The sequence below is a fragment of the Amycolatopsis viridis genome (genome assembly GCF_011758765.1).
GTDB lineage: Bacteria > Actinomycetota > Actinomycetes > Mycobacteriales > Pseudonocardiaceae > Amycolatopsis_E > Amycolatopsis_E viridis.
Map to the genome: position 1 here is coordinate 1629989 of NZ_JAANOU010000001.1, position 25763 is coordinate 1655751.

Consider the following 25763-nt stretch of genomic DNA (forward strand, 5'->3'; position numbering starts at 1 on the left):
TGCATGCTGAAGCCATGGGTGCGGATGGCCTGGGTGCATTGCATGACGCGGACCTGGACGCAATCGAAGTGCGGGTCAGTGTCGCGACTGTCGTGGCCGGCACGCTCGTGCAGCGCCCCCGATACGTCGATGTCGCTGATCAGCGCTGGGACGAGAACTCTCAGTTCATCGCCGGGCGGCCGACGGCCAATACGCTGCCGCCCTACACACCACCCGGCGCAACCGAACCGGTCGTCGCGACCAGCTCCGTCGGCTACGACCCCGCCGGCCGGGTTATCACCACCACCGACGGCCGCGGCAACACGACCACCTACGGCTACGACGAACTGGGCAACCAGCGCCGCAAGACCGACCCGCCCGCCCTCTACGGGCAGGCCGGCGGCACCTGGATCGCCACCTTCGACCCGCTCGGCGAACAACTCATGGTCAGCGACCCGACCGGTGCGCAGACCTACGCCACCTACGACAAGCTCGGCAACCGGATCACGAGCACGGTCACCGAGCGAGTGCCCGCCCCCGCGCGCACATTGACCACCCGCTTCACCTTCGACACCCTCGGCAACCCGACCTCGGTCACCACCCCGTCCGGGGTGACCACCAAGGCCACCTTCGACGACGTGGGCCATCAGCTCACCGCCGTCTCCGGCGCCGGTAAGACCACCACCAGCACCTACAACGGCGCCGGCCGCGTCACCTCGGTCACCAACCCGCTGGGGGAGAAGACCACCACCAGCTACGACTGGGCCGGTCGCGTCACCGCCAGCACCGACCTCGACGCAGCCGGCACCGTGCTCCGCACCCGCAGCTTCGGCTACGACAACGCCGGCAACCAGACCAGCGCGACCGATGGCCGCGGCAAAACCACCACCCAGACCTTCGACGCCGACAACCGCCTCACCTCGATCACCCGCCCGGTTTCCGCCACCGAGTCGATCACCACCAGTTACGGCTACGACGCCACCGGGAACATCACCCGCGCCACCGACGGCAACAACCACACGACGGTCTTCACCGTCACGCCGTGGAACCTGGCCGAGTCCACCATCGAACCGGCCACCGCCCAGCACCCAGGCGCCGCCGACCGCACCTACACCGCCACCTACGACCGCAACGGACAGCTGGCCAGCCTGACCAAACCGGGCGGCGTCGTGATCACCAACACCTACGACGCGCTCGGCAACATCACCAAGCAAACCGGCACCGGTGCCGCCGTCGCCACCCCGGACCGCACCTTCACCTACACCGCCCGCGGCGACCTCCGCACCGTCTCGGCACCCGGCGGCACCAACACCTACACCTACGACGACCGCGCCAACCTCACCTCGGCCACCGGCCCGTCCGGAAACTCCAGCGCCACCTACGACGACGACAACCGCCTCGCCACCGCCACCACAGCGGCCGGCACCACCACCTACGGCTACGACACCGCAGGCCGCCTGGCCACCGCCGCCGACCCGCTCACCGGCACCACCGCCACCTACGGATACGACAACGCCGACCAGCTCACCACCACCGGCTACGGCACCGGCAACGCCACCCGCACCTACGGCTACGACCCACTCGGCCGCCTCACCAGCGACACGATCAAGGCCCCGGACGGCACCGTCACCGCGTCGGTGAGCTACGGCTACGACCCCGAAGACCGGCTCACCAGCAAAACCACCACCGGCACCGCCGGCGCCGCCGCGAACACCTACGGCTACGACGACGCCGGCCGCCTCACCTCCTGGACCGTCGGCAACACCACCACCGACTACGGCTGGGACGGCGCCGGCAACCTCACCCGCGACGGCCCCGACACCGCCACCTACAACGAACGCAACCAACTCCAAACCAAGGGCGGCACCAGCTACACCTACACCGCACGCGGCACCCTCGACACCCGCACCACCGGCGGCGCCACCACCCAGCTGGCCTTCAACGCCTACGACGAACTGACCACCGACGGCGACACCACCAACACCTACGACGCGCTCAACCGGCTCGTCACCACCGGAAACTCTGCCCTCAGCTACGCCGGTACCAGCCAAAACATCACCAACGACGGCCCCACCAGCTACACCTACACCCCCGCGGGTGCCCTGCTCGGTGCGAAGCAAGGCACGAGCGCGTCACTGGCCTTGACCGACCTGCACACCGACCTCACCGCACTCATCAACCCCGCCACCGGCGCCGTCACCGGATCCCGCAGCTACAGCCCCTTCGGAAAGGTCACCAGCACCGGCGGAACCCAGACCGCACTCGGATACCAGCACCAATACACCGACCCGGCCAGCGGCAACACCAACATGGGCGCCCGCTGGTACGACCCAACACGGGTGGGTTCAGTTCCCGCGATACCGCCGGCCTCGACCCCCGCGACCTAACCAACGGAAACCGCTACGCCTACGCTGCAAACAATCCGCTGAAGTACATCGACCCAACTGGTAATAGTGGGACTGACACCATTGTCCCGCCTGGTCTTGATAGAGACGAACAAATACGGCAATGGGCTGAGCGAGAGGGTGTGGGCCGGGACCCGCTGCGAGGAGCAAGGTTTGGCCGCGGCGGCTGGATCGGGGTTGGGTTCGCGCTGTATGAGCTTTATGAAAAGCTCACCAGACGCGGTGACGGTTTCAAGCATCCGTGGAAATGGAATCTCAGCCGTCGAATGCCGGGTGGCGGGGCTCCTGGTCCGAACGTGAACGAGCCTTGCTGCGGACTTCGCGGCAACACCCCCAATCGATCTCCCGGGAGGCTGTCGAAAAACTCCCGCTATCTCAGCAACCCTGGCAACTCTGCTGTTGCCGCGGCCGCAGCTGCCGCGGCAGCAGCCGCCAGGAAAGCTGCACGTCAACATCGTGTAGAGCAGGACGCGCGAACTTGGCACGCTCGGCCCGTCACCACACCAACCCTGGCGGAGGGCATTCAGGATCTGATCAACACGGTCCTCCCCAGCATCGACCTTGGCGTCCTTGACGCGACGCGCGTCAACGGCGATGACGATCCGTACCAGCCTGGAGTTGCTGCTGGATCCGGCGAGCCGGCAGCGCTCCCTGGGGCGCGGGGATATTTGAGCGACGCTTGCGCACAGCGAGGCAGTACCTCTGACAACGTCATTTGGTCATGCGTAGGATCGTCTGCGACGCCCCACGGCTTCGATGGTCGAGATCAGTTCGAGGCATTCGCCGCACTTCTTCGAGAAGGATTGGGAGACGCGGGTTTTGAGGGTACTTTCGCTGCTTTCCAGGGTAGTGCCGTCACCGGCAAGAGCTACAGGACTGGAGAACCGTTCGACGTTGGCAGGACAAGTGATTTCGACATCGCACTTGCCGGTCCAGAAATCTTTGCGGCAGCACAGGCCGCGGGAATCGGATTGCGAGGCAAGGGGACGCGCACAGGTCCGCTTCGCGCTCACGACCTGGCCGCTTTGGGTTTGACTGACTTGCGCGCAGACCTCAGCGATCTGGCTGGGAGGGATGTCAACTTCATGATCTATAGATCTAGCGAGGTCGCGCTCGGCAGGGCTCCGAGTATCATTGTCCCGTGACTAAACCTTCATATCTGTTGTTCGGAAGTTCAACTGTGAATATCGATGAGCTGTGTTCGTCGTTGCGCGATGTGCTAGATATAGACTTTGAACCTCGTCGTAGTGACTATCATGGCGGAGACTATTACCGGGCAGGCAAGCTTCGTGGTGAACACTTCATTCTTGAGAAAAATTGGCGGGACGAAGATGGCGAGTTGTTTGAGCCAGCGTATGAGGACTTCGATGTTATATTGGAGGTCAACGGCACTGCGAGGCCTGATGTGATTCGTGAGAGGCTTGCCGAAATAGAGGGGCTGATCTTTCTGGCCGAGCGTTGAGATGCTGTCAATTCAGAGAGCCTCCGGTTGTCCTGTGCCGGCCGTATGTCAGTGTCCGTGCGCACAGCGATGCGGAGCTCATGTCAGCTGGGGGCGCTAGCTGATTGCTCCGTTACTCCGGAGCAAATGCGGTACTGCATGAGATGTCGACAGCATGTGGCGGTAGGGCACAGCATGATGCCTGCCGCGGGTCGAGGCGGTGCGTCGCTCCTCGGTGCTGGCGCCGTCGCTTCGGGGGCGGACATGCCCGCCGATATGGCCGGGCCACCGCGGACGGCCGGCGGCCTGACACGCAGGCCGCCGACCGCGGCCGTTCTACGCGGGCGCGCCGGATCGGTCGGTGTTGACGTCCGCCAGCGGCACCGACGGGTCGGTGAGCCGGTCGATGTCGACGGCGCTGCCGGAGCGGATCAGGGCCTTGATCGGACCCGTGACGTCCCAGACGTTGACGTTCATGCCGGCGACGACCTTGCCGCCCTTGAGCCAGAAGGCGATGAACTCGCGGGCTGCCACGTCGCCGCGGAAGACGACCCGGTCGTAGCCGTCGGGGTGGCCCAGGAACTCCATCCCGAGGTCGTACTGGTCCGTGTAGAAGTACGGCAGCTCGTCGTAGACCGCGTCCACGCCGAGCATCCCGGCCGCCGCGACCGCGGGCTGCTTGAGCGCGTTGGCCCAGTGCTCGACGCGGAGGTGGCGCCCCAGCAGCGGGTGGTAGGCGTTGGCGACGTCACCGGCGGCGAAGATGTCGGGATCGCTGGTGCGCAGGTGCTCGTCCACCTGGATGCCGTTGTCCACGTCCAGCCCGGCCGCTTCGGCCAGCGCGGTGTTCGGGATCGCGCCGATGCCGACGAGGACCGCATCGGCCTCGATACGCGTGCCGTCGGCGAGGCGGACACCGCCCGGGCCGGCTTCCGCGACCTGGACGCCGAGCCGCAGATCGACACCGTGCTCGACGTGCAGGTCCGCGAACACCCGCGCGGCTTCGCGGCCGAGTGCGGGCAGCAGCGGCAGTTCGAGGGCCTCCAGCACGGTGACCTCCAGGCCGGCCTGCCGGGCCGCCGCCGCGACCTCGAGCCCGACCCACCCCGCGCCCACCACAGCGAGCCGCGACCCGGTCGCCAGCACTTGCCGCAGCGCTTCGGTGTCGCCGAACCGGCGCAGCCGCAGCGTGGCGTCCGCGCCCGGCAGAGAGCGGGGTTCCGCGCCGGTGGCCAGCAGGAGTTTGGTGTAGCCGACCCGGCTGCCGTCGCCCAGCACGACTTCGCGGGCACCGCGGTCGATCGCCGTGACCGCGGCGCCGAGCCGGAGATCGACGTCGTGATCGGTGTACCAGTTCTCGGGGTGCACGAACGCGCTCTCGCGGTCAGCTTTGCCGGTGAGCAGGTCCTTGGACAGCGGAGGCCGCTCGTACGGGCGGTGCTGCTCGTCGCCGAGCAGGACGATCCGCCCGTCGAAACCCTTCTCCCGCAACACCTCGGCGGCCTTGGCGCCGGCCAGCCCGGCCCCGATGATCACAAACGTCGGCGGTACCACAATCAGCTCCTCGATGACGACTTCGAATGGATGGGTCAGCTACCGACGCCCAGGGCCGCGAGCAGGACGAGGACCACGGTGGCGACCGCGACCAGCCCGTGCCCCGCGACCACGGCGACCGGGAAGTGCTGTTCAGGCGCCGCCTCCTTGCCCGAGGCGGGCGCGGTGCGGGCGCGGTAGCCGGGGACCCACCGGGCGAACATGGTGAAGCCCAGCAACGCCACCGGCACCAGCAGGACGAACGCGATCCACGCCAGGGTGGCGCCGCCGACGACCAGGTAGATGATCCACAGGACCAGCCCGGCCGCCGCGATGGCGAAGTGCCCGAAGATCAGCCCCGGGGAGAACCGGGAGCTGCCCGGTTCGCGAGTGCCGCCCTTGGCGATCCAGGTGCCCAGCATGACGAACCCGCCCACGGCGGTGACCAGCCAGGCGATCAGCGCGGCGATGTCCATGAACCCTCTCCTCGGTGTGGTGGTGTGGAACGGAACGCTCAGGACGAGCGGCGGGCCGCGGTGCGGTAACCCTCCGCCTGGGTGGACTCGGCGGCGACGCGGACGCCGTAGTGGTAGGCGAGCTTCCCGCCGAGGTAACCCGATGCGGCGAGCGCGACCAGCGCGGCCGCCGACAGCACCAGCGGGCCGATCCCCACCGGCCCCGGCTGGTCGTACGCGGCACGGCGCCAGAAGAAGCCGGCGATGTAGGCGGCGGTGACCGCGAGGTTGAGGCTCATGTGCGTCAGCCCCGTGCGGAACGCGGGAGTCCCGCTGGGGATCGCCAGCAGATCCAGCGTGCCCACCAGTGCCGCGGCGAGCGCCCCGACGACGCCGATCGCGACGAGCCACAGCGACCCCCTGGCCAGGAAGCCCGGGTCCGCCACGATCCGCGACCCGATGTCGAAGACCAGGCTGGACACCCAGGCGCCGATCGGCACGGTGACCAGGATCGGGTGGAAGGGGTGCCCGTAGGGGCCGGCCAGCGCCGCGCTCACCGGCCGCTTGGCCTGCTCGATGTCGTTGGCCATGTCGCCCTCCTTTTAGCCAACGAAGTTTGGTCTTATCGGCGGCCGAGGTCAAGGGGTCCTGCTCGGTGCGACCCGATCGGTTTTTTCGTCCAGTCAGATCGGCGCAACCACCGGCCGTTTCGCTGGTCGTGGGACAGCCGGTGGCCGGGACTCGGCGGGCGGTCACCAGCTGTGCGGGTGGAACCGGACCGCGGCCAAGGCCGACTTCGCCCGCGATCGCGCGGGCGGTGGCGCCGAGGAAGGCGGCGGAGAAGCCGTCGGTGAGGGCGGCCGGATTGCCGAGCTCGACACGCGGGCGCTCCAGCACGACCCGGCGGAACCGTCAGGCTGGTGCTCGTTGTGGTTGTGGTGTATTCGTCGAGGTGGCGGAACGATTCCGGGGTGGTGGCGCCGATGATGTTGCTGGTGGTTCTGCTTTGCTGTGTCGGCGCGCTGATTCTGGCCGCGGCCGGGTACGACCGGCGATTCCGGCGCGCCGGGCGGCGGAACGGGTTCTGGGAGCAAGTGACCGAACATCGTCGTGACCTGCACGCCACCCGGCACGTCCGGAACTGGATCTGCGACGACAAGTGGATGCGTGTTCGCCGGCGCCCCTAGTCCCGCGCGGACCGGCGGTGATCCCCGGCGGTTCGCTGCTCAGGGACGAGGTTTCCGGAGCGGCGCGGTTGTCGTGACGCTTTCCCCGGTATAGCTTGCCGCGAATGGGGATACCGGCAGTGGTGTTCGACATCGGCGGCGTCCTGGAAATCACCGGGGAGATGACCTTCAGCCGGGAGTGGGAATCGAAACTGGGGCTTTCCCCGGGCGAAATCGGGCGGCGGCTGGCCGATGTGTGGGCCGGGGGAACGGTCGCCAGGATTTCCGAGGACGACGTCCACCGTGCGATCGGTGACGAACTGGGTCTCGCCGGTGCGCAGGTCGAGCTGATGATGTCGCAGATGTGGACCGAATACCTGGGTGTCGCCAACGACGAGCTGATCGAGTACGTGCGGGGGCTGCGGCCCCGGTATCGCACCGGAATCCTGAGCAACAGTTTCGTGGGCGCACGTGAACGGGAGCAGGAGGCTTACGGCTTTCCCGCGCTCGTCGACGACCTCGTCTATTCCCACGAGGTCGGGATGACCAAACCCGATCCGCGGATCTACCAGCTGACCTGTGCCCGCCTCGGTGCCGCCCCGGAAGAGACGATCTTCGTGGACGATCTCGACGCCAACGTCACCGGTGCTCTCGACGCCGGCCTGCACGCGGTGCGGTACCGGGACAACGCAGACGATCGCCGGGATCGAGGCTGTTGCCTCGTCCACCGCGGCGGGCAGCGGAAGCCGAAACCCTGTCAGGTCCGCGTGAACGCGGTGACCGCCGTCTGGAAACCCCGCAGCGTCCAGTGCGTGTCGGTACCCAGGGCGACCATGTCGGCCCCACGGGCAGCCCACCGGCGGGCGGCTTCGATTTCGGTGGCGAAGACACCGGCCGATACCCCGGCTGCCTGAGCGGCGGCGATGATCCCCGCGGCGGCCTCGACGACGGTGGGATGGTCGAGTTCACCCGGCACACCGAGGGCGTGGGAGAGATCGACCGGTCCGACGAAGATCCCGTCACAGCGCGAGGTCGCGAGAATCGCGTCGAGCGCATCGAGCCCGGCCTCGCCCTCGATCATGAGGTGCACCTCGGTCGACTTGTTCGCATTGGCGAACCATTCGGGAGAACCGGCGAAGCCGGCTGCGCGGACGAACGGATTGGCGCCACGGTGCCCGGCCGGCGCGAACCGGGCGGCGGCGACGGCCCGCTCCGCGTCGGCGAGTGAGGCGATCTGCGGCACCAGGACGCCGTCCGCCCCGAGATCCAGCGCGGCGCCGATCGCCTGCGCGTCGTTGCTCGCGACCCGGACCAGCGCCGGCAGGTCGCGGGACCGCGCGGCGACGACGAGCTGAGCCAGCTGCGGCAGCCCGAGCGGCCCGTGCTCGGCGTCGAGGATGACCGTGTCGAAACCGGCGAGGGCGATCAGTTCGACCACCTCGGTGGCGTCGAGCAGGGCGAACGTCGCCAGTTTGGTGCGGCGAGCCATGGAAGTCCTCCCAGGTGAGTCAGCCGCGGCCGAAGAGGGGCATCGCGGTGGCCATGATGGTGATGAAGGGGATGTTGGCTTGGAGGGGAAGGCCGGCCATGTGCACGACCGTCCGGGCGACCTCCTCGGCGTCGAAAGTGGGTTCGGCGGCGCGGGTGTCGTCGGCCTGCCGGGTGCCGGCGGCGATGGTCCGGGTCATCGGGGTGTGTGCGTTGCCGATGTCGATCTGGCCGCAGGCGATGTCGTGGCGGCGGCCTTCGAGCGCCAACGCCTTCGTGAGCCCGGTGATCGCGTGCTTGGTCGCGGTGTAGGCGACGGTGTGCGGCCGGGGCACCTGCGCGGACACGGACCCGTTGTTGATGATCCGCCCACCGCGGGGCCGCTGGCGCAGCATCAGCCGGTAGGCGGCCTGCGCGCACAGGAACGCGCCGGTGAGGTTGGTGTCGACGGTGGCCGTCCAGTCCTGTTCGGACACCTCCTCCACCGGCTGCGCGGGCCCGGTCACGCCCGCGTTGTTGAACAACAGGCCGAGCGGTCCAAGGTGGTGGCGGGCCTGGTCGAACAGCGCCCCGACCGACGCCGCGTCCCGGACGTCGACGGGCACGACGGTCGCAGCGCCCGGCCCGGTGGCGTCGGCAGCGGTGTCGTGCAGGTGCGCCTCATTGCGGCCGGCGAGCACGACGTGGTACCCGTCACGGAGCAGTGCGTGTGCGACGGCCCGGCCGATCCCGGAACCGGCTCCGGTCACCACCGCTGTCTTCGGGGCGTGGGTGGTGGTGGTCAATGGCTGTCCCGGGGGATCGCGGCACCACGCGCGCCGGTGAGGAAGTCGAAGTCGGCACCGTGGTTGGCCTGGGTGACGTGGTCGACGTAGAGGCGGGTGTAACCACTGGCCGCCGCTGGTGTCGGCGCGGACCAGCGGGCGCGGCGCGCGGCGAGTTCGTCCGCGCTGACGTGCAGGTGGAGTGAGCGGTTGGGGACGTCGAGTTCGATCAGGTCGCGGTCCTCGACGAGGGCCAGCGGCCCGCCCACGGCGGCTTCGGGGGCGGTGTGGAGGACGACCGTGCCGTACGCGGTACCGCTCATCCTCGCGTCGGAGATGCGCACCATGTCGGTGACACCGCCCTGCAGGAGTTTCGCCGGGATGGGCAGGTTTCCGAGTTCGGGCATGCCCGGGTATCCGCGCGGCCCGGCGTTCTTGAGCACGAGCACGCAGGTGGCGTCGACATCGAGCGCCGGGTCGTCGATGCGGGCGTGCAGATCGTCGACCCCGTCGAACACGACTGCTCGCCCGCGGTGCCGGAGGAGTTCCGGTGACGCGGCCGATGGCTTGATGATCGCGCCGTCCGGGGCCAGGTTCCCGGTGAGCACGGCGATTCCGGCGGACTTCTGAACCGGTCGCGTGCGCGGCCGGATCACCTCCGGGTTCCAGCACTGCGCGTCGGCGAGGTTCTCGCCGAGAGTGCGTCCGTTGACCGTGGGTGCGTCCAGGTGCAGCAGATCGCCGAGCTCGGCCAGCAGCGCTGGGAGGCCGCCGGCTTCGAAGAAGTCTTCCATCAGGTACTGGCCCGCGGGTTGCAAGTTCGCCAGCAGCGGCACGTCGTGGCCCAGGTCGTCGAAGTCGGACAGGCTCAGCGGAACACCGAGCCGCCCGGCGATGGCCAGCAGGTGCACGACGGCGTTGGTGGAGCCACCGAGAGCGGCGACGGTCCGGATGGCGTTCTCCAGGGCGGTCCGGGTGAGGATGTGCGACAGCCGGAGGTCTTCGCGGACCATCTCGACGATGCGCCGTCCGGAGTCGTGCGCCAGCACCGCCCGCCGCGCGTCCGGCGCGGGGATCGCGGCGTTGCCGGGCAGGCTGAGCCCCATCACCTCGACGATGCTGGCCATCGTGGATGCGGTGCCCATCGTGTTGCAGTGCCCCGCAGAACGGGACTCGCACGCTTCCGCGGCGATGAAATCGCACTCGCCGAGGGTGCCTGCGCGAACTTCGTCGCTCATCGCGTACATCGCGGTCCCGCTGCCGATCGGCCGGCCCCGGAAGCGCCCGGTGAGCGCCGGTCCGCCGGAGACGACGATTGCCGGGATGTCTGCGCTGGCCGCACCCATGAGCAGCGCGGGAGTCGTCTTGTCGCAGCCGCAGAGCAGCACCACCCCGTCGAGCGGGTTCGCGCGCAGCGATTCTTCGACGTCCATGCTCGCCAGGTTGCGGTAGAGCATGGAGGTGGGGCGCAGCAATGTCTCGCCCAGGGACAGGACGGGGAATTCCAGCGGGAAGCCACCGGCTTCGTAGACACCCCGCCTGACGTGCTCGGCGAGCGTCCGGAAGTGGGCGTTGCAGGGCGCGAGTTCCGACCACGTGTTGCAGATCCCGATCACGGGCCGCCCGTCGAACATCCGGTGGGGCATGCCTTGCGATTTCATCCGGGAGCGGTGCAGGTAGCCCGACTTCCCGCGACGGCTGAACCACGCGTGGGAGCGCAGCCGGGCGGATTCTCCCTCGGCTGGGGGCACTGTCATGGGCGGTGAGCTCCATTCTGGACGGTCGTGACCGGGGCGGAGGTGAGGCCGAGCAGTTGTCGTGCTTCGGCCGGGGTGGCGGGTTCGAGGCCGAGCTCACGGATGAGGCGGACCGCCTTCTCGACGAAGTGGACGTTGTCCCGCAGTTCCCCATCGGTGTCGCGGATGTTGTCCTCCAGTCCCACCCGGATGTGGCCGCCCAGCAGGAGCGCGTGCGTGGTGGCCGGGAGCTGCGCCGCGCCGTGCCCGCTGACCGTGAAGATGCTTCCCGCGGGCAGGAGGTCGACCAGGTACTGCAGCGTTCTCGGGGAGTACGGCATCGCGCCCTGGAAGACCCGGTCCAGGCCGAAGCAGAAGTTCACCGCGTGCGGTGCCTCGTCGTAGCCGGCCTCGATGAGCGTGGTGACGTCCTGCACCAGGTGGGTGGGGCTGAAGACCTCCCACTCGGGCTTGACCCCGGAGTCTCGCATCGTGGTCGCGAGCTCGACAGCCTCTGCCGGGGAGGTGCTCATCAGCACTTCCCGGCCATCCACCGTGGCCAGCACCGTCATGGCGTTGAACGAGCACATCTCGGCGCCGGCCAGCGCGCCCAGTGCGCGTTGTCCGGCGGACGATTCCCAGCGTTGCGCGCCGCGCACGACCAGGTCGCCGTTCAGCCCACCGCCCGTCGAGTTGTTCACCACGATGTCACAGCGTTCCCGGACGAGCCGGTTGATGTGGCGGTAGATCTCGGGGTCGCAGGTGGCTTCGTCGTCCGGCCGCCGTGCGTGCAGTGCGGCCACGCTCGCGCCGGCGTTGTAGCAGCGGTAGACGTCCTCGGCGATCTCCTCCGGCTGGGTGGGGACGTGCGGTGTGTCGCGTTTGGTCAGGAAGCCCCCGGTCGGGGCGACGGTCACGATGACTTTCCGGGATGGCAACAAAACCTCCGAAGGATGCGCGCTAGCTCGCGGCACCGGGCTGGACGTTCGCCGTGCGCGCCTGTTCGCTGATGCGCTCCACGGTCCGCGGGACGACGGCGGTCAGTTCGGCGAGCTTCTTGTGGAAGGTGGATCGGGGGGCCGTGATGGACACCGATGCGACAGCGTGCCCGTCGGCGTCCAGGATGGGAGCGGCGATGCAGCACACCTCCTCGAGGATCTCGCCTTCGTCCAGCGCGTAGCCGCTGCGCCGGACCTCGGCGAGCTGCTCGCGCAGCGTTGCCGCGTTCGGGGTGGTGAACCGCGTGTAGGCCATCGGGGTGAAGTCACGCAGGTACGCCGCCACCGTGGTGGGATCGCTGAAGGCGAGGATGGCCTTGCCCATCGCCGTGCAGTAGGCGGGCAGCCGGCTACCCGCGCGCACGTCGATGCGGAACATCTGGCTGGACGGGATGGTGTCGGCGTACAGGATCGAGTCGCCGGAGAGGACGCCCAGGTTCACGGTTTCGTGGAACCGTTCCGACAGCTCGACCAGGTAGGGACGGGCGATGTCGATGAACCGGATCCGGGGGCGCACGCTGTCAGCGAGGCTGACCAGTTTCACAGTGAGGCGGTACTTGCGGGTTTCCCCGTTCTGCTCGACGAACCCGGCGCTCACCATGGTGGTGAGCAACCGATCCACCGACGGTTTGGTCAGCCCGAGCTCACGGGCGAGTTCCGACACGCCCGCCTCCGGGGTGGCCGCAAGCGCTTCGATCAGCCGTAGCGCGTTGGCGACCGAGCCGAGCCCGCGATCGCCCCGCACCGGGGTGTCCAATTCCTTGTCCATCAGCGCCCTCCCAGTTCGCTCTTGCGGTGCTCCGGCGAGCCCCCCGGCATCCTGCCCGGAACCGCGTCGGTTCGCGTGGCGTGGTGCTCCCGCTCCAGCGCCAGGCTGTCCCGGAGAGCCGAGTGGCGGCCAAGCACGAACACGAGTGCCGCGGCGATCAGCGACGCGACACCCAGCACGAGCACCCCGCCGGCGAAACTGCCGGTGGCGCTCTTGATGACGCCGATCAGCTGCGGGCCGAAGTAGCCGCTGGAGTTGGCCACCGTGTGGATCAGCCCGATGCCGGCGGCAGCGGCACCACCGGTGAGATAGGCGGTGGGCAGCGACCAGAACACCGACAACGAGGCGAGGATCCCGAACAGCGACACGCAGAATCCGGCGATCGCGAGCACCGGCACGGCCAGGCTCAGCCCGGCAACGGTCAACCCGGCCGCTGCGATCAACGCGGGGATGACGAAGTGCACCACGCGTTCCCGGCTCCGGTCGGAGTGCCGCAGCCACCACAGCAGGGGACCGATCGCCAGCAGGGCGGGCAGCGCTGCGAACCAGCCCACGGCCGTGTTGCCCAGGCCGAGGCTGTGCAGGACCTGGGGCAGCCAGAGGCTGTACCCGTTGTAGCTGAAGGCGATGAGGAAGTAGACCGCGCACAGCGCAAGCAGCCGCGGATCGCGCAACGCAGTGCCGATCGAGTGCTTCTTGACCGCGTCCTGCTGCCGGCGCTCCTGGTCGAGGGTGTCCTGCAGCCAGCCGCGTTCGGCTGGGGACAGCCACTTGACCTGGTGCGGTCCGTTGCGCAGCCACACGGCGCACGCGATGGAGACCACGACCGCGGGGATGCCGGTCAGGATGAACAGCCACCGCCATCCGGCCAGGCCGGCCACGCCGTCCATCTTCAGGATGTAACCCATGGCCGGTGAGAAGAGCGCCGACACCGCCAGCGAGGCCACGAACATCCCGTACATCCGGGCGCGGATCGCCTTGGGGAACCACCGGCTGATGAAGTAGATCGCGGCGGGTGAGTACCCGGCCTCGGCGGCGCCCAGCACGACGCGCATGACGATCAGGCTGGTGCCGCTGTGGATCAGGAATGCGGAGGCGATGGTGATCAGGCCCCACAACAGCATGATCCGGCTGATCCAGACGCGGGAGCCGACCTTGGTGAGGATCAGGTTGCTGGGCAGTTCGAGCAGGCAGTAAGCCCAGAAGTAGATCCCGGCCGCCAGCCCGTAGGTCGCCGCGGACAGCCCGAGATCGGCGTTCATCGTGAGCGCGCCGATGCTGATGTTGTTCAGATCGATCTTCAGGACGATCTCGCCGGCCATCAGCAGCGGGATGAAACGCCACACGACCTTGCGGACGACAGCGGCCTCAAGGTTTTCGGTCATCGTCACCTACCGGTGTCAACAGTGGACGGGGTGCGATCAGCTCGATCCGTATAGCGAACCGTTGGATCGCTAGGGTGAGCAGACGGTAGCCCACGTTCCTGGCGTCGGTCAATCTTCTGAGGCAAAGCAGGCGCGCTCAGCCTTGCGTTGACAAGCGCCAGCGGCGGAGGTTAGCGTCCTTTTCGCATCGTGAACTGATGGTACGTATAGCGATACGTTTTGGCAGGGAGCTCATGAAGAAGCTGATCATCGACGTGCGGCTGAACGAGTACGCGACGCGCGAGGAGAATCCCAACGTGCCGTGGTCGGCCGAGGAGATCGTGCGGGACGCAGCCGAATGCGCCGAAGCCGGAGCGTCCGCCGTGCACTTCCACGGCCGGGACGGCCGGACCGGCGCTCCCTGCAACGACACGTCCTACTACGCCGACGTGATCACCGGGATCCGGGAGGCGTGCGACGTCCTGGTGCACCCCACCCTGGGCTACGTCACCCAGCCCCCGGAGGAACGGCTGCAGAAGATGATCGATCTGGCGGCCGATCCGCGGACCAAGCCCGACATCGCTCCGGTCGACATGGCGAGCATCAACGTCGACGTCTACGACAGCGTCCGGCGACGCTTCGAGACCGAGGACCTGTTGTTCGCCAACCCCACCAGCAGGTTGCAGTACTTCACCCGCGAGCTCACGCGTCTCGGCATCAAGACGATCCACACGTGCTGGAACATCCAGTGCTCCCGGACCGTGGACGCGTTCATCGAGATGGGGCTGATCCCGGGACCCGCCTACCTCGCCGTGCTGATGTCCGAGCGCGGGTTGTTCGCCGGTCATCCGGGGAACCTGCGCGGCCTGCTGGCGCACCTGGACTTCCTGCCGCGCAACGGCCCGGTGGAGTGGATCGCGGGGTGTTACCCCGGCAGCGTCCTCCCGGTCGCCACCGCTGTGATCGCGGAAGGCGGGCACCTCACCCTCGGGCTCGGCGACTACCCGTTCCCCGAACTCGGCAAGCCGCGCAACGCCGACATCGTCCGGCTCGTCGCGCACCTGGCGCGCTCGATGGGCCGCGAGGTCGCCACTCCCGAGGAGGCGCGTCAGATCCTCGGGATCGGCGCGTGACCGCGGCCGGGCGGACGGGCCGGCTCAGCGGCAAGGTCGCGCTGGTCACCGGCGCCGGTTCGCGCGGCGAGGGGATCGGCATCGGCCGTGCCACCGCGATCCTGCTGGCCCGTGAGGGCGCCCGAGTCGGTCTGCTGGACCGCAACCGTGAGTGGGCGGACCTGACGCACCGGATGATCATGGACGAGGGTGGCGAAGCGGCGGTGATCGAGGCCGAGGTGACCGACCCGGGATCGTGCCAGGACGCGGTCCGCGCCGTGACCAGCAGGTGGCATGGGCTGGACATCCTCGTCAACGTGGTCGGCACGGTCGGCCCGCCCGGCACGGCCGTGGACGTCGACCTCGACGCGTGGGACCGCGGCATGCGCGTCAACGTGACGTCGATGGTGCTGACTTCGCGTGCCGCGATACCCGCGATGCGAGAACGCGGCGGCGGGGCCATCGTCAACATCTCGTCCATCGGCGGTCTCCTGGGTGGTGACCCCGCCCTGCTCTACCCGACGTCCAAGGGCGCGGTCGTCCAGCTCACCCGTGCCATGGCGGCACTGCACGGCCGCGAGGGGATCCGGGTGAACTGCGTCGCGCCGGGCGTCGTGTACACGCCGTTCGTCGTCGAAGCGGGCGGCCTGGATGAGGAGATGCGCGAAATCCGCAGGGAGAGCACGCTGCTCGGCATCGAAGGAACCGGGTGGGACGTCGGCTACGCGGTCCGCTACCTCGCCAGCGACGAGGCCCGGTGGGTCACCGGCGTGATCCTGCCCGTCGACGGTGGCTTCACCTCCGGGCGGCGCACCCAGCTGGTCGTCGGGTTCCACGACGACCAGCCGGCTGGGACGTAGGTGTGCGGCTGACCCGCGCACGGGAAGACCCCTGCCCCGCGACCGGGACAGGGGTCTTCCCATGCGACGGTTCGGCCGTCAGTACCACTTCTTGTCGCAGATGCGGCCGTCGTTGCCGTTGAAGATGCAGGGCTGCGCGACGAGGTCGTGCGCGGTGCCGGCGAACGTCGCCTCGAACCGCTTCACGAAGCCGGCCGGCTTGCCCTTCGTGCTGGCCACGTCCTGGGTGAAGGTCTGCTCGTGCCAGGGGATCATGTCGTCGGGGGTGACGTACCGGATGCGGAACACCGCCTCGTGCTTGTCGGCCGCCGTGTCCTTCACCCAGCCCTTCACCGTCCAGTAGTGCCCCTCGCACAGGGTGCCGTCGATCTCCGCGCCGGGGAACGCCCCGTGCACCTTGCGGCACTTCAGCGGCCCCGCCGCCCACGCCGCAGGCGTGGTGGCCAACGGGAGCAACACCGCGGACAGCACCGTCAGTGCGGTCATGGTGAGGGCTCGCAACTTCATGGAATCCCCTTCAGATCAACACGGGCCCGGGAACAGATGTGCTCTTCTCACGAAGAACGCAGACATCGCGGCAGAGACTAACAGAACCCGCATGTCGGAAAACCATCCGAAAGGGCGACGAACCAGACGCAACCCCCACCGTGCCTCCTGCGTCAGGCGGCGGTCTCGGCGACCGGGGTGGACCGGCGCTTGGCCAGGCGGTGTCCCAGCTCGGACAGCGCCAGGGCCAGCACCGCCACCACCGCACCGATCAGGCTGATCCACCGGGAGCCGATGGCGCCGATGCCCACCGCCCCGATCACGCCGGAGAAGGCGATCGCGAGGTAGAGGAACGCCGCGTTGAGCGAGATGAGCAGCGGTGCCGAGGCCGGGTTCAGGGCGATGAGCCGGGACTGCTGGGGCGTGGTGATGCCCCACGCGGCGATGCCGTAGACCACCGTGATGACGAGGGCGGCCGGGAACGAACCGGTCGCGAACGGCAGGACGACCAGGCTCGCCGCGAGCAGTGTGACCGCACCGCCGACCACCAGGCGCGCGCCGAACCGGTCGGCGAGCGTCCCCGCGTAGAAGTTGCCCGCCGTGCCGGTCAGGCCGAAGGCGAACATCAGCACCGCGAGCCGGGTGCCGTCGCCGCCGGTGGCCGGGGCGAACACCTCGGCCATGTAGGTGTAGACCACGTACGCGGCGGTGAACGCGACCAGTGTGGTGGCGAGGACGACGACGACGCGACGGTCACCCAGCGGCGCGAGGCGCTGGCGCAGCCCGCCCGGGGCCGCCACCGAAACCCGCGGGACGAGCGCGAGGACGCCGACCAGGCTCAGGACGGTGAGCAGGGTGATGAACCACATCGTCGCCCGCCACCCGAGCGCGCTGCCCACGACGGTGCCGATCGGTGCGCCCAGGGCGGTCGCGGCGGTCAGTCCGGTGGTGACGGCCGCGATGGCCCGGCCGCGGCGCTCGGGTCCCACCAGCGCGGAGGCGGTGACGCTGGCCGCCGGGATGTACAGGCCGGCTCCGGCGGCGGCGACGACCTGCGCGATCAGGACCCCGGGGAAGTTCGGGGCGAGCCCGGTGCCGACGACGCCAAGCAGGTAGAGCAGGACGGACAGCTTGAGCACCCGGTGGCGGGGCCACGCGGCGGTGAGGGTCGCCAGGATCGGCGACATCACCGCGCAGGTCAGCGCGAAGACCGTGACCACCTGGCCGGCGGTGGCGATGGAGACGTCCAGCGACCGGCTGAACTCGGGCAGCACGCCGGCCAGGACGAACTCGTCGGTACCGATCGCGAACGTGCCGAAGCCGAGCATCAGGACGCTCCGCCAGTGCGACGCGGCCGGGCCCTTTCCCGGCGTGGCGCCGCCACTGTCGGGTGTGGGCGTGCGAGTCATGACCCCTCCTCGGTACCGATCAGTTCCATTTGTCAGATGGTACTGATCGGTTCCGTTTTGCGTCAAGCGGGGCCGATCACCGCTCCCCGAGCAGCGCACGCAGCGCCTTGTTCTGTTCCTCCAGTTCGGCGATCCGTGCCCGGACGGGCGCGAGTGCCTCGGCGAGCTCGGCCTCGGAGTAGCGCGGGGTGATGTGCTGGTGGCAGTTCCAGTTGAAGCCCTCGACGCGGATGACCATCAGGCGTTCCACCCGCCCGTCCGTGCGCGTCTCGGTCAGCGTTCGCGTCAGCCCGGGATCCTCGTCGAGGGGGACGGCCCGGGCGTGCCCGAAGATCTTCAGGCGGGCCTGGTGCGGGTAGTCCATGAAGAACAGGGCCACCCGCCCGCCGGCCCGGACGTTGCCGGTGGTGATGTACTGCCGGTTGCCCCGGACGTCGGCGAACCCGAGGGTCTGCTCGTCCAGTACGTGCACGAAGCCCGCCGGGCCGCCGCGGTGCTGCACGTACGGCCACCCGGTCTCGCTGACGCTCGCCAGGTAGAACCCGTCCCGGGCCGCGATGAACGCCGCCTCGTGCGGGCCCAGCGGATCCGGCACCTCGCCCCCGGTGAGCGCGCGGGCGGCCGCCGCGGCGCTGCCGTTCTGTTCCTGTTCCCGGCGCACGCTCTCGGTGTACGCCAGGTGTGCGTAGCGGCTCATCTACTGTCCTGCCCCCTCGGTGTCCGCCGGGTCCGCCGGGTCGTCCGCGATCGCGGGCCGGGCGTCGAGGACGGCGGCGAGCAGCCCGGGGAAGCGCTGGTCGAGCTCCTCCCGGCGCACCTTGCTGACGCGGGTATTGCCGCGCAGCTCCATCTCGACCAGGCCGCTTTCCCGCAGCGTGCGCATGTGGTGCGTGACCGTGGACGGCTTGACCGGGAGGTCGAGCGCGCCGCAGGCGGCCTCGCCGACCTCGGTCAGCATCCGCACGATCCGCAGGCGCACCGGATCGGCCAGGGCGTGCAGCACGGTCCCGATGTCGACGCGAGCCAGGTCCGGTTGTGGCAGCCGGACGGCTTCCGACACGCGCATCCTCACCCCCCGGGTTCGATGACTGTTGAATCCTACGATAGCCATCGAAATAGCAGGTGTCATGCGCAGCCTCGTTGCTCGTGCCGGGAACCCCCCGGCACGAGCAACGAGGTGGTCAGCGCACCGTGCGGAAGAACGCGCGCACTTCCTCGGCGAACAGGCCGGGTTGCTCCCAGGCCGCGAAGTGCCCGCCGCGGTCGGGTTCGCTCCAGTGCCGGATGTCGGTGTAGCGCTGGGCCGCCCAGCGACGGGACGGGCGCGGCATCTCCTTCGGGAACACCGTGCAGCCCGTCGGCACCGGGACCGTGTCGTCGGTCGCCGTGTTGAACCACTCGCCGACCTGCCGGAAGCTTTCCCAGTACAGGCGCGCCGACGAGGCGGCCGTGCGGGTGAGCCAGTACAGCGTGATGTTGTCGAGCATCTCGTCGCGGGTCAGCACCTTCTCGGGGCGCCCGCCGCTGTCGGTCCAGGACGCGATCTTCTCCACGATCCACGCGCACAGCCCGGCGGGGGAGTCGGTCAGCGCGTAACCCACCGTCTGCGGCTTGGTGGTCATCTCCTCCGAGTACCCGGTCTCGTGCGCGGCCGCGTGGCGCAGGTCCGCCAGTGCCGCCTCCTCGGCCGGGGTGAGGTCGTCGAAGGTGGCCGGGTCCGGCGCCGCGATCGGGGGCATCACGTGGATGCCCGCCAGCTGGCCGCGGTCCTGCTGCCCCATGCTCGTGGTGACGCTGGTGCCCCAGTCGCTGCCCTGCGCGCCGTACCGCTCGTACCCGAGGCCGGCCATCAGCTCGCGCCACGCGGCGGCGATCCGCTGCACGCCCCAGCCCGGTGTGGTCGGCCGGTCGCTGAACCCGTAGCCCGGCAGCGACGGGACCACCACGTGGAAGGCGTCGGCCGGATCGTCCGGTTCGGTCAGCAGCGGGATGGCCTTTTCGAACTCCAGCACTGATCCGGGCCAGCCGTGCGTGAGGATCAACGGCAACGCGTTCTCGTGCGGCGAGCGGACGTGCAGGAAGTGGATCCCGACGCCGTCGATCTCCGTGCGGTACTGGGGCAGCGCGTTGAGGCGCCGCTCGGTCGCCCGCCAGTCGTACTGGGTGGCCCAGTACTCGCACAGCTCACGCAGGTAGGCCAGCGGCACGCCCTGCGACCAGTCGCCGACCGGCTCCTCGTCGGGCCACCTGGTGCGCAGGAGCCGCTCCCGCAGGTCGGTCAGCTCCTCCTCCGGGATGTCGATCTGGAACGGGATCACGTGCCGGTCCTCCTCGGTCGGTGTGGTGCGGCGGCGGCCGCCAGTGCGGACAGGATGTGCGGGGTGAACGGCTCCCCGGCGATCGCGGTGAGCGCACCCGCCCACCCGGCGACGAAATAGTCCCAGCCATCCTGTGTGGACAGTCCGTGGGTCGCCGCCTGGTGCAGGAACGTCAGGTCCCCCCGGTAGTTCAGGTCCCACACCACCGTGCCGGGGGTCCACGGGGCGTGGCCGGTGACCGGACTGCCGGGCCGGTCCTTGCCGAGCCCGGTGGCGTTGACCACCAGCGTCGCGTCCGGGACGAGGTGGTCGGCCGGCCCGGACAGGTGCACCAGCTCCGGCCGCGCGCCGATCCGCTCGGCGACCCGCTGCAGCGCGTCGAGCGCCGTCGGATCGATGTCGGCGAACACCAGCCGCTCCGGCGGATCCGGGCGGGGGACCCCCATCTCGACGTCCAGGTGCAGCGCCAGCAGCAGAGCGGTCGCTGCGCCGCCCGCGCCGAGGCACACGATCCGGCTGCCCGCGGGCGAGCCCAGGATCGCGGTCAGCGAGCGGGCGTCGTTGGCGTAGGCGGCCACCCGGTCGCCGGTGGCGAGCGTGTTGATCTCGCCGGTCAGCTCGACCAGCCGGTCGCGTTCGGACAGTTCCGCCGCGCACGCCCGGTACAACCGCAGCTTGTGGGCGGTCACCACCGCGCCCTGGACCAACGGGTTGCCGCGCATCGCGGCGAGCAGCCGCCGGTAGACCGGCGGCGGGCTGTCCGCCGGCAGGTCGATCCCGCGCAGCACCCACGACCGGCCCAGGGCACCCGCCCAGCCGTCGAACACGACGTGCGCCAGCGATCCCGCCGTGCTGATGCCGGCGAACAGGACCAGCGGCGGGCCGGTCCAGGTCTCGACGTCCTCGACCGTGATCACGTGGTCCGGCATGTCTCCCCGTTCTGCTCCACGGCCCGCCGCCACGCGGTCACCGTGCTGTCCAGGTCCTGGGCTCGTTCGAACACCGAGGCCCCGAAAAATCCGAAGCGGACCCCATCCTGCCCGGTTCGCGGGAACGCGGCAGGATCGGTCAGCGGACCCCCGTGCGCCAGCAGCGGCACGGTCCCGGCCGCCTCCGCCATCGCGGCGAGGGTGGCGGTGTGCTCGGCGGTCAGCGCGCCCGCGCGGGTGATCCCCAGGTGGGCGACGACCGCGTCGGCGCCGTGCGCCACCAGCGCCGCCGCCTGCTCGGGCGTGCACGCATACCCCCACGCCAGCAGCCCGCGGTCGCGCGCCAGCGCCATCAGCTCGACCTCACGCCGGTAGCCGAGCCCGGCGTCCTCCAGCGCGGCCCGCACCGGCCCGGACAGCAGCGCGGTCGTCGGTGCGTTGAGCACACCCGCCACGCCGTGCCCGGCCAGTTCGTCCAGCACCTGGTCGGGCGGGCGCAGGGCGTCGTTGGCGCACACCGTCGCCAGCACCGGCCGTCCGCCGGCCGCGGCCACCACCTCCGGGGCGATCCCGAGGGTCAGCTCGTTGGCGTTGGCCCAGGGCAGCAACCCGGCCACCGACGGGAGACCGCGGCGGCGCAGCACGCTGGAGTGGTAGGCGACGATGACGTCCACCCCCGCGCGGGCCAGTCGCCTCGCGGTGTCCCCGTCCCCGGCGGCCGAGGCCAGTAGTGCGTTCACAGCAGGTTCGCGTGGCGCTCGTCGAGCGCCGCGTCCGGGATCGCGTGGTCTTCCTGGAAGGCCCCGCACAGGACGTCGCCGAGCAGCAGGCACGCCTGCTCGAACAGCGAGCCGCCGTGCTGACGGCCCTGGGCCGGGACGACCACGACGAGGTCAGCCTCCGCGGCGAGCGGGGAGTCGGGTGTCGCGGTCAGCACGGCCACCCGCGCTCCCCGGGCACGCGCGACCCGGGCGTTCGCGAGCGGGCCGGCGGTGCGGCCGCTCGCGGACAGGCAGACCAGCAGGTCGCCATCCGTGATCGCGGGTGAAGTGGTCTCGCCGGCCACGTGGACCCGCAATCCGAGGTGCATCCACCGCATCGCCAGGGCGCGCGCCACCAGACCCGAACGGCCCCGCGCGTCGAAGAACACCGTCCGCGCCGAGGCGATGGCCGCGCCGAGAGCGGTCGCCGCGGCCGGATCGACGGAGGTCACCGCGTCGTGGACCTCCGTGAGCACCGACCGCGCCCGGTCCAGTACGTCAGGCATGTGCGTGCCCCCCGATCTGCGCCCGCGCGGCGACGAGCAGACGGTTGGCCGCCCGGTCGTCGTCCCGGCTGGTGAACCTGGCCTGCAACGCCGCGGTCAGCACCGGCGTGGCGATGCCCTGCCGGACGGCCTCCTCCGCGGTCCAGCGGCCCATGCCGGAGTCGGCGACGGCCGTGCCGACACCGCTGAGCGCGGGGTCGGCGGCCAGCGCGTCGACGGTCTGCTCCAGCAGGAACGACCGGGCCGAACAGCCCGCCTGCCACACGCGCAGCGCCGTGAGCGGGTCGAGCCCGTCGCGCGCGGACAGCAGCGCGAAGCCTTCCGCGTACGCCTGCATCAGGCCGTACTCCACGGCGTTGTGCACGGCCTTGACGAAGTGGCCGGAACCCGTGGGCCCGACCACGGCGACCGCGCCCGGCGCGGCCAGGGCCGTCAGCACCGGCTCGATGCGCTCGGCGTCCTCCGCCGCGCCCCCGACCGTCAGCCCGTACCCGTGCCGCCAGCCCCACTGGCCCCCGCTGACGCCGACGTCGAGGAACCGGATACCGGCCGCGGCCAGCCGTTCGGCCCGCCCGGCCGCCTCCCGCCAGTCGCTGTTGCCGCCGTCGACGACGAGATCGTCCTCCTCGAGGAGCCCGGCGAGCTCGTCGAGCACCCCGCCGGTCAGGGGCGGCGGCACCATCACCCACACCGCGCGCGGTGGCGCCAGGGCCGCCACGAGATCGGCCAGTGAACCGGTGGCGGTGATGCCCGCCGCGCGGGCCCGCTCGACCGCGTCCGCGGACGAGTCGGCGCCGACCACCTCGTGCCCGGCCTCGGTGATGCGGCGAGCCATGGGCCCGCCCATCTTCCCCAGACCAACCAATCCGAGCTGCATTCCTCGACCTTCCGCCAATGGATTGACATCGGATACATCCTTGATGCCAATATGGCGTGTCTACCTTCGCTCTAGTAGGACCAATCAAGGTCCGATTGGTTGGAATCGTCATGCACATCCAGGACGCGCTCGCCGACTGGTCCGCGCGGTCCGGGCCGCTGTACGCCCGGTTGTCCGCGGCCCTCACCGCGGCCATCGAGCGCGGCGACATCCCGCCCGGCACCGTGCTGCCACCGGAGCGGTCATTGGCCAAACGGCTGGCGATCGGCCGGAGCACGGTGATGCACGCCTACGCCCGCCTCCGCGAGGCCGGGGTCCTGGAAACCCGGCAGGGCAGCGGATCCTGGGTCACCGGCGGGCACCGGAACGGGAACGCGGAAGCCCCCCGGGACTCGCTGCCCGTCGCGGCCCTGCGGAACCCGGCGGCGCTCGTCGATCTCGCCACCGCCGCGCTGCCCGCGCACCGCCGCCTGCGTGACGCGGTCGCCGCGCTGGGCGTGGCCGACCCGGACACCGCGGCCGCGCTCGACACCCCCGGCTACCACCCGGCCGGGCTGCCCGCGCTGCGGGCCGCGCTGGCCGACCGGCTGACCGCGCAGGGCCTGCCCACGGCCGCCGACCAGGTGCTCGTCACCACCGGTGACCAGCAGGGCTTGTCGCTGCTGGCCGGGCACGCGCTGCCGGACCGGGAACCGGCGATCGTGGAGGCACCGACCAGCCCGGGCATCCTCGACGTGCTGCACGGGCTGTCCGTGCCGCTGCGGGGTGCCCCGCCGGTGACCGCCGGAGGTGACGAACTGCCCGCGCTCGTCGACCGCATCCGTCCCGGCCTGGTGTACCTCGTGCCGACGCTCAGCCCGCTCGGCCGGGTCCTCGGTGCCGGCGACCGGAAGCGGCTGGCGACCGCGCTCGCCGAGCGGGACACCCTGGTGGTGGACGACGTCAGCCAGGCCGGGCTGGTGTTCGAGCAGGTGCCGCCGCCGCTGGCCGCGTACGCGGAGTCGGACAACCTGCTGACCGTCGGCTCGCTCAGCAAGCTGCACTGGGGCGGGCTGCGGCTCGGCTGGGTGCGCGGGCCGGCGCCGCTGGTGGCCGCGCTCGCCCGCGCCAAGGCACGCGCCGACCTCGGCACCCCGGTGCTCGACCAGGTGCTGGCCACCCGGTTGCTCGGCGTCGAGGACGAGGTGCGGGCCGAGCGCGTCGCCGAGCTCCGTGACCGGCTCGCGCACGCCGGCGCCACGCTGACCGCGTTGCTGCCCGAGTTCCGGTGGACACCGCCCGAGGGCGGGCTGAGCCTGTGGCTGCAACTGCCCGCCGGGACGGCGACCGCGTTCAGCGAGGTCGCCACCCGGTTCGGGGTGGCGGTGGTACCCGGTGGCGTGCTGTCCCCGCGCGGGCTGTCCGACGACCACGTCCGCATCGTGTACGCGCGGCCGCCGGAGGTGTTCGACGAAGGCGTCCACCGGCTGGCCGCCGCGTGGGCGCGGTACCGGCACAGCGGCGACGACCAGCCGGTGCTGCTGTGACCACCCTGGGCGTCGACCTCGGCGCGACCCACCTCCGGGCTGGGCTGGTGGACCGGGCGGGCCGGCTCAGCGGCGTGACCCGGCAGGCGCTGCCACCCGATCCCACCGCCCGGCTGGACGCGCTCCGGTCCGTCGTGGCGGCCCACCCCGAGGTGTCCGCGGTGGGCCTGGCGGTCGCCGGTACCGTCCGGGACGGCGTGCTGACCTGGTCGGCGAACCTCGGGCTGTCCGGTGTGGACTTTGCGGCGGAGCTGGGCCGTCCGGTGACCGTGCTCAACGACGCCCGCGCCGCCGGACTGGCCGAGGCCCGCCTCGGCGCGGGCACCGGTGCGGCCACGGTCCTGCTGGTGACCGTGGGCACCGGGCTGGGCGGGGCGGTGGTGACCGGCGGGCGGCTGCTCGAGGGCGCCGGGCACGCCGGCGAGGTCGGTCACCTGGTGCTGGAGGCCGGGGGACCGCCGTGCCGGTGCGGCAACAGCGGGTGCTGGGAACAGCTCGCGGGCGGCGTCGCGCTGAACCGGACCGGCGCCGCGCTGGGCCCGGCCGGGGACGGAACACCCGGTGCCGCGCGACTCGCCGCCGCTGTCGTGGCCGGACAACCACGCGCGGTGGCCGCGCTGGAGCAGCACGCCCGGCAGTTCGCCCGCGGGCTGGACAGCCTCTGCGCCGTGCTCGCGCCGCACACCGTCGTGCTCGGCGGCGGCCTCATCGCCCGCTCCGGCCCGATCCGGGACGCCTACCTCGCCGCCGCGCGTACCCTGCGGTGGCACACCGGGGCGGTGCTCCCGGCGCAGCTCGGCGACGACGCCGGGGTCCTCGGCGCGGCACTGGCGGCCAATCCTTGCTGATTGGTTCTGGAAACCCCCGCCGCGGCGAGGTTT

At 70.5% G+C, this 25763-nt stretch carries 26 protein-coding genes and 1 pseudogene; 9 read left to right on the plus strand and 18 right to left on the minus strand.

Going from position 1 to position 25763, the window contains the following annotated elements:
* The first annotated feature begins 14 nt into the window (after positions 1-14).
* The 3 genes from FHX46_RS08085 to FHX46_RS08095 all read left to right on the plus strand — a co-directional run bounded on the left by FHX46_RS08085 (position 15) and on the right by FHX46_RS08095 (position 3846).
* Positions 15-2366 (plus strand): hypothetical protein, encoded by a 2352-nt coding sequence (locus tag FHX46_RS08085; RefSeq protein ID WP_243871244.1) that lies wholly within the window; start codon positions 15-17, stop codon positions 2364-2366.
* Between the two features lie 140 nt (positions 2367-2506).
* Positions 2507-3529 (plus strand): hypothetical protein, encoded by a 1023-nt coding sequence (locus FHX46_RS08090; RefSeq protein WP_167109606.1) that lies wholly within the window; start codon positions 2507-2509, stop codon positions 3527-3529.
* A complete protein-coding gene (locus tag FHX46_RS08095; protein ID WP_167112064.1) occupies positions 3526-3846 on the plus strand; it encodes a hypothetical protein in 321 nt (106 codons plus the stop codon). Before FHX46_RS08090 ends, FHX46_RS08095 begins: the two co-directional genes overlap by 4 nt.
* A gap of 315 nt (positions 3847-4161) precedes the next feature.
* Here FHX46_RS08095 and FHX46_RS08100 read toward each other — a convergent pair whose 3' ends face one another.
* Genes FHX46_RS08100 through FHX46_RS08110 form a run of 3 tightly spaced genes read right to left on the minus strand, consistent with a single transcriptional unit; the run spans position 4162 to position 6403 of the window.
* On the minus strand, positions 4162-5379 hold the full coding sequence (locus FHX46_RS08100; protein WP_167112066.1) for an FAD-dependent oxidoreductase: 1218 nt from the start codon (positions 5377-5379) through the stop codon (positions 4162-4164).
* A 35-nt stretch (positions 5380-5414) separates the two neighbouring features.
* Entirely contained in the window at positions 5415-5834 is a 420-nt protein-coding gene (locus FHX46_RS08105; protein WP_167112068.1) for a hypothetical protein, read from the minus strand.
* 38 nt (positions 5835-5872) lie between these two features.
* Positions 5873-6403: a DUF2231 domain-containing protein gene (locus FHX46_RS08110; protein WP_167112070.1), complete on the minus strand. Its 531-nt coding sequence runs from the start codon at positions 6401-6403 to the stop codon at positions 5873-5875.
* A 381-nt stretch (positions 6404-6784) separates the two neighbouring features.
* Between FHX46_RS08110 and FHX46_RS08115 the strand changes: the two genes are divergently transcribed.
* Both FHX46_RS08115 and FHX46_RS29115 read left to right on the plus strand, forming a co-directional pair.
* On the plus strand, positions 6785-7000 hold the full coding sequence (locus FHX46_RS08115; RefSeq protein WP_167112072.1) for a hypothetical protein: 216 nt from the start codon (positions 6785-6787) through the stop codon (positions 6998-7000).
* Positions 7001-7104: 104 nt separating this feature from the next.
* A pseudogene (locus tag FHX46_RS29115) lies at positions 7105-7641 on the plus strand (HAD family hydrolase); the annotation flags it as partial.
* Between the two features lie 95 nt (positions 7642-7736).
* Here the strand turns inward: FHX46_RS29115 and FHX46_RS28430 are convergent.
* Genes FHX46_RS28430 through FHX46_RS08140 form a run of 6 tightly spaced genes read right to left on the minus strand, consistent with a single transcriptional unit; the run spans position 7737 to position 14119 of the window.
* Positions 7737-8468, minus strand: a complete 732-nt coding sequence (locus FHX46_RS28430) for an HpcH/HpaI aldolase family protein (protein ID WP_243871245.1) — start codon at positions 8466-8468, stop codon at positions 7737-7739.
* A 19-nt stretch (positions 8469-8487) separates the two neighbouring features.
* Positions 8488-9252 (minus strand): SDR family oxidoreductase, encoded by a 765-nt coding sequence (locus tag FHX46_RS28235; RefSeq protein ID WP_208400058.1) that lies wholly within the window; start codon positions 9250-9252, stop codon positions 8488-8490.
* Positions 9249-10988: an IlvD/Edd family dehydratase gene (locus tag FHX46_RS08125; RefSeq protein ID WP_208400059.1), complete on the minus strand. Its 1740-nt coding sequence runs from the start codon at positions 10986-10988 to the stop codon at positions 9249-9251. Before FHX46_RS08125 ends, FHX46_RS28235 begins: the two co-directional genes overlap by 4 nt.
* Positions 10985-11884, minus strand: a complete 900-nt coding sequence (locus tag FHX46_RS08130; protein ID WP_208400060.1) for a BKACE family enzyme — start codon at positions 11882-11884, stop codon at positions 10985-10987. Before FHX46_RS08130 ends, FHX46_RS08125 begins: the two co-directional genes overlap by 4 nt.
* A gap of 43 nt (positions 11885-11927) precedes the next feature.
* Positions 11928-12734, minus strand: coding sequence for an IclR family transcriptional regulator (locus FHX46_RS08135; RefSeq protein WP_167112078.1), 807 nt, complete (start codon positions 12732-12734; stop codon positions 11928-11930).
* Complete coding sequence (locus FHX46_RS08140; protein ID WP_167112080.1) at positions 12734-14119, minus strand: MFS transporter; 1386 nt, start codon at positions 14117-14119, stop codon at positions 12734-12736. Before FHX46_RS08140 ends, FHX46_RS08135 begins: the two co-directional genes overlap by 1 nt.
* Positions 14120-14352: 233 nt before the next feature.
* Here FHX46_RS08140 and FHX46_RS08145 point away from each other — a divergent pair, with 233 nt between their 5' ends.
* Positions 14353-15231 (plus strand): BKACE family enzyme, encoded by an 879-nt coding sequence (locus tag FHX46_RS08145; protein ID WP_167112081.1) that lies wholly within the window; start codon positions 14353-14355, stop codon positions 15229-15231.
* Complete coding sequence (locus tag FHX46_RS08150) at positions 15228-16070, plus strand: SDR family NAD(P)-dependent oxidoreductase (RefSeq protein WP_167112083.1); 843 nt, start codon at positions 15228-15230, stop codon at positions 16068-16070. The genes FHX46_RS08145 and FHX46_RS08150 overlap by 4 nt, the downstream gene beginning before the upstream one ends.
* A 78-nt stretch (positions 16071-16148) precedes the next feature.
* Here FHX46_RS08150 and FHX46_RS08155 read toward each other — a convergent pair whose 3' ends face one another.
* From FHX46_RS08155 to FHX46_RS08195, 9 genes are all read right to left on the minus strand, one after another.
* On the minus strand, positions 16149-16577 hold the full coding sequence (locus FHX46_RS08155; protein WP_167112085.1) for a hypothetical protein: 429 nt from the start codon (positions 16575-16577) through the stop codon (positions 16149-16151).
* Positions 16578-16729: 152 nt separating this feature from the next.
* Positions 16730-17965, minus strand: coding sequence for an MFS transporter (locus FHX46_RS08160; RefSeq protein ID WP_167112087.1), 1236 nt, complete (start codon positions 17963-17965; stop codon positions 16730-16732).
* 76 nt (positions 17966-18041) lie between these two features.
* A complete protein-coding gene (locus FHX46_RS08165) occupies positions 18042-18662 on the minus strand; it encodes a pyridoxamine 5'-phosphate oxidase family protein (protein WP_167112089.1) in 621 nt (206 codons plus the stop codon).
* The gene (locus tag FHX46_RS08170) at positions 18663-19031 is read right to left on the minus strand and encodes an ArsR/SmtB family transcription factor (protein ID WP_167112091.1); all 369 of its coding nucleotides are present in this window, start codon (positions 19029-19031) and stop codon (positions 18663-18665) included.
* A gap of 115 nt (positions 19032-19146) precedes the next feature.
* Entirely contained in the window at positions 19147-20283 is a 1137-nt protein-coding gene (locus FHX46_RS08175; protein ID WP_167112093.1) for an epoxide hydrolase family protein, read from the minus strand.
* The gene (locus tag FHX46_RS28435) at positions 20280-21212 is read right to left on the minus strand and encodes a shikimate dehydrogenase (protein ID WP_167112095.1); all 933 of its coding nucleotides are present in this window, start codon (positions 21210-21212) and stop codon (positions 20280-20282) included. Before FHX46_RS28435 ends, FHX46_RS08175 begins: the two co-directional genes overlap by 4 nt.
* Positions 21197-21952: a phosphoenolpyruvate hydrolase family protein gene (locus FHX46_RS08185; protein ID WP_167112097.1), complete on the minus strand. Its 756-nt coding sequence runs from the start codon at positions 21950-21952 to the stop codon at positions 21197-21199. Before FHX46_RS08185 ends, FHX46_RS28435 begins: the two co-directional genes overlap by 16 nt.
* Entirely contained in the window at positions 21949-22479 is a 531-nt protein-coding gene (hxlB, locus tag FHX46_RS08190) for a 6-phospho-3-hexuloisomerase (protein ID WP_167112099.1), read from the minus strand. The genes FHX46_RS08185 and hxlB overlap by 4 nt, the downstream gene beginning before the upstream one ends.
* Positions 22472-23356, minus strand: a complete 885-nt coding sequence (locus tag FHX46_RS08195; RefSeq protein WP_167112101.1) for an NADP-dependent phosphogluconate dehydrogenase — start codon at positions 23354-23356, stop codon at positions 22472-22474. Before FHX46_RS08195 ends, hxlB begins: the two co-directional genes overlap by 8 nt.
* Positions 23357-23466: 110 nt before the next feature.
* Between FHX46_RS08195 and FHX46_RS08200 the strand changes: the two genes are divergently transcribed.
* Together FHX46_RS08200 and FHX46_RS08205 are read left to right on the plus strand one after the other, a co-directional pair.
* Positions 23467-24882, plus strand: a complete 1416-nt coding sequence (locus FHX46_RS08200; RefSeq protein ID WP_167112102.1) for an aminotransferase-like domain-containing protein — start codon at positions 23467-23469, stop codon at positions 24880-24882.
* Positions 24879-25730 carry an ROK family protein gene (locus FHX46_RS08205; RefSeq protein WP_167112104.1) on the plus strand — a complete coding sequence of 284 codons (852 nt, stop codon included), beginning with the start codon at positions 24879-24881 and terminating at the stop codon, positions 25728-25730. The genes FHX46_RS08200 and FHX46_RS08205 overlap by 4 nt, the downstream gene beginning before the upstream one ends.
* Positions 25731-25763 lie beyond the last annotated feature (33 nt).